This is a genomic window from Nocardia stercoris, assembly GCF_003696265.1.
GTDB lineage: Bacteria > Actinomycetota > Actinomycetes > Mycobacteriales > Mycobacteriaceae > Nocardia > Nocardia stercoris.
Genome location: NZ_RFFH01000012.1, coordinates 16,895 through 29,321 on the forward strand (window position 1 = coordinate 16,895; position 12,427 = coordinate 29,321).

Consider the following 12,427-nt stretch of genomic DNA (forward strand, 5'->3'; position numbering starts at 1 on the left):
TGTGCTGCTTCCTGCCGTCGATGTCGCCCAGACGGCTGAGCGCCGGTAGCCCGGTCCGGGACCGCGGCGCTCACCCACTGAGATCGTCGAAGTGAGTCTTGTGCTGCTTCCTGCCGTCGATGTCGCCCAGACGGCTGAGCGCCGGTAGCCCGGTCCGGGACCGCGGCGCTCACCCACTGAGATCGTCGAAGTGAGTCTTGTGCTGCTTCCTGCCGTCGATGTCGCCAATGGTGAGGCCGTTCGCCTGGTTCAGGGGGAGGCCGGTAGCGAGACCGGTTACGGGTCGCCGCGCGACGCCGCCCTCGCCTGGCAGAACGCCGGGGCCGAATGGGTGCACCTGGTCGACCTGGACGCCGCCTTCGGCAAGGGATCCAATCGCGAGCTGCTGGCCGGGGTGATCGGTGAGCTGGACGTCAAGGTCGAGCTGTCCGGCGGGATCCGTGACGACGAGTCGCTGCGCGCCGCGCTGGCCACCGGCTGCGCGCGGGTCAACCTCGGTACCGCCGCGATCGAGAACCCCGAGTGGTGCGCGCGGGCCATCGGCGAGTACGGCGACCGGATCGCGGTCGGCTTGGACACCAAGCTGATCGACGGCGAGTGGCGGCTGCGCGGGCGCGGCTGGGTCACCGACGGCGGTGACCTGTGGGAGGTGCTGGAGCGGCTCGAGCGCGACGGCTGCTCGCGCTACGTCGTCACCGACGTCTCCAAGGACGGCACGCTGACCGGCCCGAACCTGACCCTGCTCAGCGAGGTCGCCAACGCCACCGACGCCCCGGTGGTCGCCTCCGGCGGCATCTCGGAGCTCGACGACCTGCGGGCCATCGCGACTCTGGTCGACGAGGGGGTGGAGGGCGCCATCATCGGCAAGGCGCTGTACGCGGGCCGGTTCACGCTGCCCGAAGCTCTCGAAGCGGTCCGCTAGCCGATGACCGCCGACCTCCCCGACCTGCTCGCCGCCGCGGCGACCGTACTCGACGACGCCGCACCGCGTTTCGTGGCGGGAGTCGGCGCACCGAGCGCGGTGGACAAGGGCCGCGGCGATTTCGCCACCGAGCTCGACCTCGAGCTGGAGCGGACCGTGTCGCGGGAGTTGCTGGCGCGTACCGGAATTCCGGTGCACGGGGAGGAATTCGGCGGTCCCGAACTGACGTCGGGCACCGCCTGGGTGTTGGACCCGATCGACGGAACCTTCAATTATTCGGCCGGACACCCGCTTTCGGGCATGCTGCTGGCCCTGGTCCGCGACGGTGAACCGGTGATCGGCCTCACCTGGCTGCCCGGGCTGGGCCGGCGATACGCGGCCGTGGCCGGTGGGCCGCTGCTGATCGACGGCGTCCCGCAGCCGCCGCTCGAACCGGGCAAGTTGTCGCACAGCATGATCGGGTTCGGGGCCTTCAATATCGACGGGGAGGGCCGGATCCCGGGCATCTTCCGGTTCAATCTGCTGGGCGCGCTGAGCCGGCTCTCGGGCCGCGTGCGCATGCACGGCTCGACGGGAATCGATCTGGCCTACACCGCATCCGGAATTCTGGGCGGCGCGGTGGTGTTCGGACATCATCCGTGGGACAACGCCGCCGGGGTCGCGCTGGTGCGCGCGGCCGGCGGTGTGGTCACCGATCTGCTGGGCCGGGAGTGGCGGATCGACTCCGGGTCGGTGCTGGCCGCCGCGCCCGGCGTGCACGAGGAACTGTTGGATCTGATCGGGGACACCGTGATTCGGGTGACCGACGCGGTGACGCCCCCGGCCGGGTCGGAGGAGGTGGAGCAATGACGTTGGCAGTGCGGGTGATTCCGTGTCTGGATGTGGATGCGGGCCGGGTGGTCAAGGGCGTCAACTTCGAAAACCTGCGGGATGCCGGCGATCCGGTGGAACTGGCGCAGGTCTACGACGCGCAGGGCGCCGACGAACTCACCTTCCTCGATGTCACCGCCTCCACCGGCGACCGCGGCACCATGATCGACGTGGTCACCCGGACCGCCGAGCAGATCTTCATTCCGCTCACCGTCGGCGGCGGTGTCCGGACCGTCGAGGACGTGGACCGGTTGCTGCGCGCCGGCGCGGACAAGGTGTCGGTGAACACCGCGGCCATCGCGAAACCCGAAGTGCTGCGCGAGATGTCGGAGCGGTTCGGCGCCCAGTGCATCGTGCTGTCGGTCGACGCGCGGACCGTGCCCACCGGCAACGAACCCACGCCCTCGGGCTGGGAGGTCACCACGCACGGCGGCCGCCGCGGCACCGGGATCGACGCCGTCGAATGGGCGATCCGCGGCGCCGAACTGGGGGTGGGCGAGATCCTGCTGAACTCGATGGACGCCGACGGCACCAAGGGCGGCTTCGACCTGCCCATGATCGCCGCCGTGCGGGCCGCGGTGTCGGTGCCGATCATCGCCAGCGGCGGCGCGGGCAGCGTCGAGCACTTCGCGCCCGCCGTGCAGACCGGCGCCGACGCGGTGCTGGCGGCCAGCGTGTTCCACTTCGGTGACCTCACCATCCCGCAGGTGAAGGACGCCATGCGCGCGGACGGGATCGTGGTCCGATGAGCGAACGAAGTGAGCGAATCATGTGCCGGCGCGCTGGGCGCATCGCGGAGCCGAGCGTCAGCGAGGCGCAGCGATGAGCCTCGACCCCACGATCGCCGCCCGCCTCAAACGCAACGACGCCGGCCTGGTGGCCGCCGTCGTGCAGGAACGCGGCACCGGCGACGTGCTGATGATGGCCTGGATGGACGACGAGGCCCTCGCCCGCACCCTGGCCACCCGCAAGGCCACCTACTACTCGCGTTCCCGCCGCCAGTACTGGGTGAAGGGCGAGACCTCCGGCCACACCCAGTACGTTCACGAGGTCCGCCTCGACTGCGACGGTGACACGCTGCTACTGATCGTCGACCAGGTCGGCGCGGCGTGCCACACGGGCACACACAGCTGCTGGGACGGCGACCAGCTGCTGGGCCCGGCCGGAGCGTAGACGACGAACTCGGAAGTCGCGGTTGGCTATCGGGTAGAGCCGGCGCTTCGATCCGGACAATTCCCCCTCGGCTGTGGCCGGCGGTTCACTAGCATCCGCTACGTGATGAACAAGGGTAGTTTCGTGGCTGTCATGGCCGCCGTATCGATCGCTGCGGCCGTAGGTCCGGCCGGTATCGCCGCCGCGGGCGTGCCGTTGACGCCGGTCGATACCGCGGGCACCGCTGCGGCCACGTCTTCGGCGAGCACGGATTCGGCTTGGCCGCTCTGGGTGGCGGGTACGAATTCGGCATGGTCGGTCTCGGCGGCGGTTACTTCCACGCAGTCGGGGCAAGTGGCTGAGGGTTCGGTCGCGTCGCTCGCGGCCGCGGGTGCCGCGTCGCCGTCGGGGCAAGCCGTGGAGTTGATCGCCGGGGTACTGGCCGATTTGGCTTGGCGGGCCGGTTCGGTCGGCGGCGCATGCCCGCCTACTAATGGCATCTGCTGAAACGACATTCGAGCCTGAATCGTCGACCATTTGTCATGCGATGTGACACAAGGGCATTGCGCTGAAGTCGGCGCCGTGCGGTTCGCCGGCGACCGTGCAGGGGATGGCGGACCGGATCTCGACTCCCGGTATTTCCAGCGCTGGAAGATGACACCCTCGGGCTCGGGGCGGGGGCCGTACAGTCGGATCCGGTCCGTGCTCGATGCGGCCGGAAGAGGGACCGGGTGGACGATGAGGTGGTGGCGGCAGCACTGCGCCGCCTCGTCGAGCGTTTGGCCCAGGAGACCGAACGGGCCGGGGTCGCCGACGCCGGCGGTCTGCGGAAGCTGAGTGAGCCGCTGCACCAGGTGTCGCCCGCGCTCGACGATGCCGAGCGAGGCGGCGCGGCCACCCTCGACTCGGTCGTCGAACACGCCGCCGCGGGCTCGGACCCGGTCGGTCGCGCTCGACCGACGCCGAGGATATTCGTTACCACCGCTGACGCTCATGCCTACGGCTCGAGCGTCTGGCGCGACACTGTCGACGGGCTCGAGCAGGAGCAACGCTTCTTGCTGACCGATTACACCGCCGGCGAGAGCACCTGGATCAACGACATGCTGCGCATGCGGTATCCCCTTCCGCCGTCGCTACAGCAGCAGGTTCGAGATCTGGACGCGATCCTGGCGCGGCAACCGACGCACGAATGGGTTCGGGTCCACAAGACCATTCAAGCCGGCCGGCTGTTCCCGGACACCGACATCGCGGCGGTCCGTCCCGGCGACCGGGGGCGGTTCGACGACTTCGTCAGTACCTCGCTGCATCCCGACGGCACCCTCGACCTCCAGCGGCTCGAACACCGCAACGTCGAGGTGACACTCGATGTGCCGCCGGGAATTCCGGCGATCTATGTCGGCGACGTGTCGGCCACGCTCGGCGAGTACGAACTGCTGCTCGGCCGGAATCTGGATTTCGAGGTATCCGATATCCAGCGGGTGGGTCGCAGGTGGGCGGTGGCGGCGACCGTCACCGGCATCGCGACCTGACCGTTGGGATCACGCCGCGTCGTGGGCGCGGAGGAAGGCGGTGAGTGGGGCCGATAGTTGTGCCGGTCGGTCGCCCCAGTCGTAGACGACCGCGGTGCGGGCGATCAGGTCGTGGAGTGCGCGATGGTCGCGGCGTAATGCGATGAGGGCCAAGCCGATCGCGAATATCGTGCTGAGTGGGAAGGCCAGCGTTCGGACCAGGGCGGCGCGTGGCCGGACCGGGGAGCCGGTGCGGGAGACGACGGTGAGTCCGATGATTCCCTTGCCGACCGTGCGGCCGGAGATCGCGGTGGTCGTGGTCAGGTACAGGGCGGCCCAGACGGCGAGGAGGGTGGAGGCCACGATCCCGTTGCCTTCCCCGACCGAGAAGCCGAACAGTGCCTTGGCGAGTACGCCGACGAGCCAGAAGGCGAGCGAGTATGCGCCCAGGATGACGCCGACGTCGATCGCCGCCGCGGCGGCCCGGCTGACCGGGCCCGCGTACCGGCCGCTGACGGTGGTACGGCCAACGGCCGCAGCGGTTTTCGGCCTTCGTACCGTCGTGGTGTCCGGTCCCGGGGGCGGGTGGACGGCCGGGCCCGATGGTGCGACGGTGTCCGGCTGCGCCGATGACGCGCGGCCGACGAGCGCGGGCGGGCCGAGTGGTGCCGGCCCGCGGCGGCGCAGCACCCGGTCGACGATCCCGGTCTCGATCCGATCCAGTCCGGCCAGCTCGCGCCGCACGACATCGAGGGTGCGCCCGGCCAGTCCCATGGTGGTCCGGGCGACCACGTCCGCGATCCCCGCCCGCTGTACCAGCTCCTCGACGTCCACCCGATCGAGCAACCGTTCCACGTCCACCCGATCGAGGAACCGGTTCACGTCCACCCGGTCGAGCAGCCGGTCGAGGTCCACCCGCTCCAACAACGCGTCGACGTCGATCTCCTCGACGATCTGCTCGACCGGCACGATCTCGACGACCTTGCCCGTGACCGCGCCCACGACACGTCCGAACAAGCCGGGTTCTGGCGGCGTCATACGGTCAGGATCGCACAGCGTCGCGCCCGCGCACCCCGACCGACACGTCCGCCGGGCGAAGTGCCGGATGTTCGAGCCCGGAAATTGCGCACATCGCAACCGGTGCGTAAAGTGCCGGTGAATCCGTATATGGGATGTAAACGGAATTCGGTGCACGAAACAAATCGGGAAATATTCGGCTTCGATATCGCATCGAGTTCTGTCGGATCAGCGCAACAACTCCCGGCGATCTTCACGGGGCTGTTCGGCGCGGTCGTATACTCCCGTTATGGCGGATGAGCGGTCCTCCACCGAATTCCCCGAGTCGCCCGTTCTCGTGGTGCAGACCCGAGAACACGTCTACCGGCTACAGGCCGGGGGTGCGTACAACATCGGCCGTGATCCGGCCGCCGACATCGTGGTCACCGATCCGCGTGTTTCGTCCTTGCATGCCGTGCTGGAGCGCGGATCGCAGGGGTGGGAAATCGAGGACGCGCACAGTCTGAACGGCACCTTTTTCGACGGTCGTCGCGTCGAGCGAATGCTGATCGACCACGACGAGACCTTCGAATTGGGGCACGCCAAGGACGGTGCGCGGTTGTCCTGCTCGCTCGAAACCTCACCCCGCCCCGCATCCGAAGCCGGCGACGATCCCGGTGGGGACACGATGGTCGTCCCGAATCCCGGCTACGACTTGGGCGACGAAGCCACGGTCACCAAGTACGAGGCGGACCTGCCACGCCGAGTGTCGCGGTCGTCCCCGCCCACCGCGGTGGTACGGATCGGCTCGGGCATGCTCCGGATCGGACGCGCCGTCGACAATGACATCGTCGTGCCCGACCTCATGGTGTCCCGCCATCACGCCGAAATCCAGGTGATCGCCGACGGTGAATATCGAGTCGTCGACCTCGACAGTCACAACGGCACGTATGTCAACGGCCGGCGGATCGACACCGCGGACCTGTCCGAATCCGACTTGATCGGCATGGGGCACACCAATTTCCGGCTGGTCGGCAACGAACTGCGCGAGTCCGTCGACACCGGTGACATCTCGGTCTCGGTGCAGAACCTCATCGTGCGCACACCGGACGGCAAAGTGCTGCTCGACGAGGTGAGCTTCCCGATCGCGCAGCGTTCACTGGTCGGGGTGATCGGACCCAGTGGAGCGGGCAAGTCGACGCTGTTGGGCGCGGTCACCGGGCTGCGGCCCGCGACCGAGGGGACCGTCCGCTACGACGGACGCGACCTGTACACCGATTACGACGAGCTGCGACACCGGATCGGGCTGGTTCCGCAGGAGGACATCCTGCACAACCAGCTCCCGACGCGCCGCGCCCTGCTCTACGCGGCCGAGCTGCGCTTCCCCGGTGACACCCGCCCCGAGGAACGCGAGCAGCGCGTCGACGAGGTCCTCGACGAACTCGGCTTGTCGCGGCATGCCGACACCCGCATCGATCGGCTCTCCGGCGGGCAGCGCAAACGGGTGAGCGTCGCATTGGAACTGCTGACCAAACCGTCCCTGCTGTTCCTCGACGAACCGACCTCCGGCCTGGACCCGGGCCTGGACAAGACGGTCATGGAGATGCTGTCCGAACTCGCCCACGACAAGCGGACCGTCATCGTCGTCACCCACAGCGTGGCGAATCTCGATTCCTGTGACCGTCTCCTGGTGCTGGTGCCCGGTGGCAAGCTGGCCTATTACGGACCGCCCGCGGAGGGCCTGCAGGAGTTCGGGCAGCGCACCTGGGCCGAAGTGTTCCAGGCCTTCGACCGGGAGGAGGACCGCGACTGGGCCGGTGAGTTCCGGAACTCACCGCGCTTCGAGCACTATGTCGCGGTCGGGCTGACCGGCGACGGCGGACCGGCGGAGGAACGCACCCCGGCCGTGCCGCCTCCCGCACCACAGTCCAAGCTCAGTCAGCTCAGCACCCTGTGCCGGCGATATCTGGCGGTGATCGCCTCGGACCGCAGTTATCTGGCGTTGCTCGGTGTGATGCCGCTGCTGCTGGGCGGTTTGATCGCCGCGGTGCCGGCGGGTGCGGGCTTCACCGGGGCGCCGGGAACCAACACCGATGCCTCCTCCAAGCTCATGATCTTGGTTTTCGGTGCCTGTTTCGTCGGCACCGGCAACGCGATTCGCGAGATCGTCAAGGAACGGACGATCTACCGGAGAGAACGCGCGGCCGGATTGTCCGCCGGGGTCTATTTGATGTCGAAACTGCTGGTTTTGGGTGTGATCACCATCGTTCAGACGGCGGTGATGTTCTCGATCGGCGCCATCGGTACGAGTTTCCCGCCGAGCGGGATATTCACCTCGGCCCAGCTGGAATTGGTTCTGGCGATGGCGATGCTGGGCATCGCGTCGTTGGCGTTGGGGTTGCTGGTGTCGGCTTCGGTGAGCACCGTGGACAAGATATTGCCCCTGCTGATCGTGCTGTCCATGGCGCAATTGGTGCTCACCGGCGGTCTGGTGCGGTTGCCCGGCACGCCGGTGCTGCAGCAGCTGTCGTTCCTGTCGCCGTCCCGCTGGGGTTTCGGCGCCGCGGCGGCCAGCATCGACCTCGACACCATCACGCCGCACGACGGCGCCCCCGACCCGCTGTGGAAACACACCACCGGCGCCTGGCTGCTCGATATGGGCGTCGTCGCCGGTCTCGCGGTGATCTTCGTCGGGCTGGCGTGGTACCGCCTGGTCCAGATGCGGCCACGGCGACGCGGAGCCCGCGCCGCTCAGCTGTGAGCCCGCGCGCTCTCGCCGGCGGGGTTCGGGGCCGGTTGGGCGCTGATCGCGGTGCCCATCCACCGACGCAGGTAGCGGCGCAGGTCGTCGCCCTCGCGCGGGGGATGGCCGGGGGAGATGAAGAAGGACTGCATGGTGCGCAGCAGGAACTCGACGAGTTCGCGGAGGGCGGCGTCGTCGTAACCGTAACTCGCCCAGTCGACTTCGAAGCGGCGGATCACCGACATGCCGAAGTCCTGGGCCTGCGGTGAGGTGATGCCGTCGGCGTATTCGCCGGAGTAGTTGGTGGTGAGCAGCAGGCCCAGGTGGGGGGTGCCGCGGACCTCGGTGAGGGTGTAGACGACGCCCTCGGTCATCGCCTCGACCGGGTCGGTCAGGCCCTTGACCTGCTGGGCCAGCCGGTCGAGGAAGCCGTCCACCGACGCGATGGCGGCGGCGCGCATGAGCGCGTCGGCGCTGGGGAAGTAGCGGTACACGGTCTGGCGGATGACGCCGAGGGATTCGGCGACGTCGGCGATGCTGATCTCGGCGCCGGTGCGCGCGATGAGATCGACTGCGGCGCCGACGATCCGGCGTGCGGCCTCTTCGTCGTCGGCGGGCGGACTGCCGCCCCACCCGCGCCTGCGTGCCACTGCCCTCTTCCCGTTGTCGTGGTCGGCGAATCGACCGTTGACGCTACCAGGACAGCTGCCGGGAGGCTGACTGTCCGATTCCAATCATACAAACGAACGCTTGGGTGTATGTTTGGTTCATCGCGGGCAGCCGGAACACAGCCGGGGCGGCCCAACCATGAAGTGCGAGGGATTGCGGCATGACCGATCTGAAGATCCGGAAGATGGATTTCGCGTTCGAGGACTACGACGTTCCGTTCCTGTGGAACGAGAACAATCCGGCCTGGTCGAGCATGACCAACGCCATCTCGTTCCTGGCCATCGGCTTCGAGAAGATGATCGTGAAGGCGTGCATGGAGGCCAAGCCGCTGTTCACCGATCCCGAAGCCGCCGCCGAGTCCGACGCCTTCATGCGGCAGGAGGGCCAGCATTCCACCGGACACCGCCAGCACGTCCGTGGGCTCATCCGGCGGTACCCGGGTCTGCAGGAGACCCTCGACGCCGTCATCGCCGAATTCGACAAGCTCACCGCCGAGAAGTCGCTGAAGTACCGGCTGGCCTACACCGCGGACCTGGAGGCCACCTTCACCCCGGTCTTCAAGCTGATGCTGGACAACGAGGACACCCTGTTCGCTCCCGGCGACGACCGGGTGGCCTCCCTGTTCATCTGGCACTTCGTCGAAGAGGTCGAGCACCGCAGCTCGGGGCTGATCATCTTCAACTCCCTGGTCGGCAGCGATCTGTACCGAATGCGCATGGCGCCCTCCATCTTCCGGCACGTGATGAAGGTGATCCGGATCGCCTCGGCGGGCTTCAACAAGCATGTTCCCAAGGAGGACCGCCAGGTCGACGCCATGGCGATGTTCGCCACCTACCGGTGGGAGAAGCGGCTGCGTGAGCTGCTGCCCGTGTCGAGCTGGCCCGACGAGGGGCCGATGAACCGCGGCTTCGGCAAACTGCCGATGCGCGAGCAGCTCACGGCCCTCAACGGTGTGATCCGCAGCCAGCTGCCCAAACACGATCCCGCACACGAGAAGCTGCCGGCCCTGGCCGACGTGTGGTTCCGGCGCTACGAGGACGGTTACGACGTAACCCGTTGGTACACCGCCGAATCCGCGGGTGCGAACTGATGGCCGACCACTGCGCAGCGACCTTCGATCAGCTCGCTCATTCGCTGGGTTTCTCCTGCGACACCGCCGGCGGGCTGGTCGAATTCCGTAACCCGACCCACCTGGAGAACTGGACCCTGCCGGTTCTCGAGACCACCGTCGTCGTTGGCTCGGTGCTCATGCTGGCCTTGGCGATCGTGCGTCTGCGCCGGGACAAGGACCCCACCAACCTGGTGCTGTGGTTCGGCGCCCTGGCCTACCTGTTCGTGATCGAGCCGCCACTGTATTTCCCCGCGGCATTCGGTATTTCGGGCCAGGTCGACACGATGTTCGCGCACAACGTGTTCAGCGTCGACTTCCTGTGGGGCCGGCTACCGCTCTACATCGTCGCGATCTACCCGTTCAACGCGACCATCGCCTACGAGATCGTCCGCATGCTGGGCGTGTTCCGCTACCGCGGCCCGTTCGTCGGTGCGGTCTGCGTGGGTTTCGTCCACCACGCGTTCTACGAGATCTTCGACCAGATCGGACCGCAGGAACGCTGGTGGGAGTGGACGATTCACAACCCGCTCAACCAGCCGATGTTCGATTCGGTGCCGCTGCCCAGTGTGGTGGTGTTCGCGGCGCTGTGGCCGGTGTCGCTGGCCTGGTGTGTGCGGTTCTTCGTGGGCCGGCACGTCGACGCGGGCCGGCAGTTCAGCGGGCCTCAGCTGGTCGGCCGGACCGTCGTGATCGGTTTGCTGGCCTCGGTGGGCACGTTCGTGCTTCCGTTGCCGGCCACCGTGTTCGGGGCCGGAAGCGACACGGTGCGAGGCTGGATCTACGCGGCGGAACTGGTGGTGGTCGCGATCGTGGCCACGGTGGTGCTGGCGCAGAGCTGGGCGCGGTTGCGGCGTTCCGGCGATGCCCGCTACTCCGACAGCCTGGTTCGCTGGTACAGCGTGCTGTACCTGGTGGTGTTCGCCGGGTTGTGGGCGTCGGCGTTGCCGGACTTCCGCAAGGCGGTCGGCGGGCTGACGCCGAACGGTGACCCGATCGGCAATCTTCCGTACACCGCGGCGTGTTTCGTGGTCGCCATCCTGGTCGTGGCGGGCACGTTCACGGTAGGCCGCACGGCAGCACGGGTGACCACGGAAATCGCCGTGCCGCAGCCCGCCTGACTAGCGGCTGGTGGTCTCGCCCGGCTGGAGGTTGTTGCCCCCGGTACGTCCGATGCCGCGGGCCTGACCGGCCTCCAGCTGGGCGATGATCGCGTCGGCGATCGTGCTGAGCTGTTCCACCTCGGACCGGTCGAATCCGTCGAACACCAGTCCGCGCACAGCTGCCAGATAGCCGGGCGCGGCGGCGACGGCCTTGGCGTATCCGGATTCGGTGAGCACGGCGTGGGCGCCGCGGCGGCCGGGCAGGGCCTCGCGGCGGACCCAGCCGACTCGTTCGAGTTTGGTCACCACATGCGACAGGCGTGATAGCGAGGCGTTTGCTCTAGCGGCTAGCTCGCTGAGCTGAAGCTTGCGATTGGGTTGCTCGGCCAGCGCGGTGAGCAGCAGGTACTCGAAATGCGTCATACCCGCTTCGCGCTGTAGCTGGGTATCCATCGCCGCAGGTAGCCGCGTTGTGAGCGCAACCAGCGCCCGCCATGCCTGCTCCTCGCCGGGATTCAGCCGTTCCGTCACTCCGCGCCCTCTCCTGCCGCCAAGTGACACGGTCGTGGATTGTCACCCGCCATGTCTCAGTTTGCCATGACTTCGCTCACCTGGCATGAAGAGTGGCAAATGACGTGACAGCTATCACCCCCGATTCACCCGCCGTGCGGGCGAGCTGCGGAAGTCCGGTCAGCGCTCGATGGTGGGATCCGGTGTGCCGGGGTCGGTGGCGGTCCGGTTCGCCGCCTGCGCCTGCTCGGCGGCCGCCCTGGCCTCGTGTTTCGCCGTGATCTGGTGCCGTATGACGGTGAAGGCCACGATCAGCAGCAGCGCCAGCGCGAGGATCGCGCCGGCCAGGCTCGCCCCGCGGAAACCGGGCGCCTCGACATCGAGAATGCGCTCGCCGGCGTGCGCGGCATCGCTGCGCCCCCACACGATCGACAGCGTCATCAGATTCGGCAGCGCGGCGGCGATCGCCAGGACGACCGCGGCGCCCGCCATGAACCGCCCGCCCCGCCGCTGCCACACCATCAGGCAGAAGGCCAGCAAGAGCAGGGGGACGAGGGTGCACAGGAACCCGATCCCGAATCCGGACGCGATGCCCTTGGTGAAACTGCCGTTCCCCGACATCGATCCGACCCGATGTGCCCACCAGCGCGGAATGAACGCGGCCACAATGAAATAGGCGATGACCAGCAGCAGGATCGCGGTCAGGGCCACGATGGTCCGGTTGCGCCACTGCCGCCCGGTGGCGCCGAAGACGGTTCGGGGGGACCGGCCGGTCGGATCTGCCTGGTTCGCGGTCATAGCCCAAGCGTATGCAGAACGGCCGGTCGGTTGTCGGCACCACGCGCG

Annotated in this window: 13 protein-coding genes; 8 read left to right on the forward strand and 5 right to left on the reverse strand. The window is 68.0% G+C overall.

Annotation, left to right across the window (positions count from 1 at the left end; genetic code table 11):
* Positions 1–190: 190 nt before the first annotated feature.
* The 4 genes from priA to hisI all read left to right on the forward strand — a co-directional run bounded on the left by priA (position 191) and on the right by hisI (position 2,965).
* Complete coding sequence (priA, locus tag EBN03_RS23660) at positions 191–922, forward strand: bifunctional 1-(5-phosphoribosyl)-5-((5-phosphoribosylamino)methylideneamino)imidazole-4-carboxamide isomerase/phosphoribosylanthranilate isomerase PriA (protein WP_122190320.1); 732 nt, start codon at positions 191–193, stop codon at positions 920–922.
* Between the two features lie 3 nt (positions 923–925).
* Entirely contained in the window at positions 926–1,771 is an 846-nt protein-coding gene (locus EBN03_RS23665; RefSeq protein WP_122190321.1) for an inositol monophosphatase family protein, read from the forward strand.
* A complete protein-coding gene (gene hisF / locus EBN03_RS23670; protein WP_122190322.1) occupies positions 1,768–2,541 on the forward strand; it encodes an imidazole glycerol phosphate synthase subunit HisF in 774 nt (257 codons plus the stop codon). The genes EBN03_RS23665 and hisF overlap by 4 nt, the downstream gene beginning before the upstream one ends.
* A gap of 73 nt (positions 2,542–2,614) precedes the next feature.
* Complete coding sequence (gene hisI, locus EBN03_RS23675; RefSeq protein ID WP_122190323.1) at positions 2,615–2,965, forward strand: phosphoribosyl-AMP cyclohydrolase; 351 nt, start codon at positions 2,615–2,617, stop codon at positions 2,963–2,965.
* A gap of 98 nt (positions 2,966–3,063) precedes the next feature.
* Here the strand turns inward: hisI and EBN03_RS33825 are convergent, their stop codons facing one another.
* A complete protein-coding gene (locus tag EBN03_RS33825) occupies positions 3,064–3,459 on the reverse strand; it encodes a hypothetical protein (RefSeq protein ID WP_158675724.1) in 396 nt (131 codons plus the stop codon).
* Between the two features lie 216 nt (positions 3,460–3,675).
* Between EBN03_RS33825 and EBN03_RS23685 the strand changes: the two genes are divergently transcribed.
* Positions 3,676–4,473, forward strand: coding sequence for an ADP-ribosyltransferase (locus EBN03_RS23685; protein WP_122190325.1), 798 nt, complete (start codon positions 3,676–3,678; stop codon positions 4,471–4,473).
* A 9-nt stretch (positions 4,474–4,482) separates the two neighbouring features.
* Here EBN03_RS23685 and EBN03_RS23690 read toward each other — a convergent pair whose 3' ends face one another.
* Entirely contained in the window at positions 4,483–5,490 is a 1,008-nt protein-coding gene (locus EBN03_RS23690; protein WP_122190326.1) for an RDD family protein, read from the reverse strand.
* A 268-nt stretch (positions 5,491–5,758) separates the two neighbouring features.
* On the opposite strand from EBN03_RS23690, the gene EBN03_RS23695 reads away from it, so the two are divergent.
* The gene (locus EBN03_RS23695) at positions 5,759–8,209 is read left to right on the forward strand and encodes an FHA domain-containing protein (protein ID WP_122190327.1); all 2,451 of its coding nucleotides are present in this window, start codon (positions 5,759–5,761) and stop codon (positions 8,207–8,209) included.
* Here the strand turns inward: EBN03_RS23695 and EBN03_RS23700 are convergent.
* Positions 8,200–8,841 carry a TetR/AcrR family transcriptional regulator gene (locus EBN03_RS23700; RefSeq protein WP_122190328.1) on the reverse strand — a complete coding sequence of 214 codons (642 nt, stop codon included), beginning with the start codon at positions 8,839–8,841 and terminating at the stop codon, positions 8,200–8,202. The genes EBN03_RS23695 and EBN03_RS23700 overlap by 10 nt on opposite strands.
* Before the next feature lie 179 nt (positions 8,842–9,020).
* On the opposite strand from EBN03_RS23700, the gene EBN03_RS23705 reads away from it, so the two are divergent.
* A complete protein-coding gene (locus tag EBN03_RS23705) occupies positions 9,021–9,950 on the forward strand; it encodes a metal-dependent hydrolase (protein WP_122190329.1) in 930 nt (309 codons plus the stop codon).
* Entirely contained in the window at positions 9,950–11,089 is a 1,140-nt protein-coding gene (locus tag EBN03_RS23710) for a hypothetical protein (protein ID WP_122190330.1), read from the forward strand. Before EBN03_RS23705 ends, EBN03_RS23710 begins: the two co-directional genes overlap by 1 nt.
* Here EBN03_RS23710 and EBN03_RS23715 read toward each other — a convergent pair whose 3' ends face one another.
* Together EBN03_RS23715 and EBN03_RS23720 are read right to left on the reverse strand one after the other, a co-directional pair.
* Positions 11,090–11,602 carry a MarR family winged helix-turn-helix transcriptional regulator gene (locus EBN03_RS23715; RefSeq protein ID WP_233608583.1) on the reverse strand — a complete coding sequence of 171 codons (513 nt, stop codon included), beginning with the start codon at positions 11,600–11,602 and terminating at the stop codon, positions 11,090–11,092. It lies immediately after the preceding gene.
* A gap of 159 nt (positions 11,603–11,761) precedes the next feature.
* Positions 11,762–12,379, reverse strand: coding sequence for a permease (locus EBN03_RS23720; RefSeq protein ID WP_122190332.1), 618 nt, complete (start codon positions 12,377–12,379; stop codon positions 11,762–11,764).
* Positions 12,380–12,427: the final 48 nt, after the last annotated feature.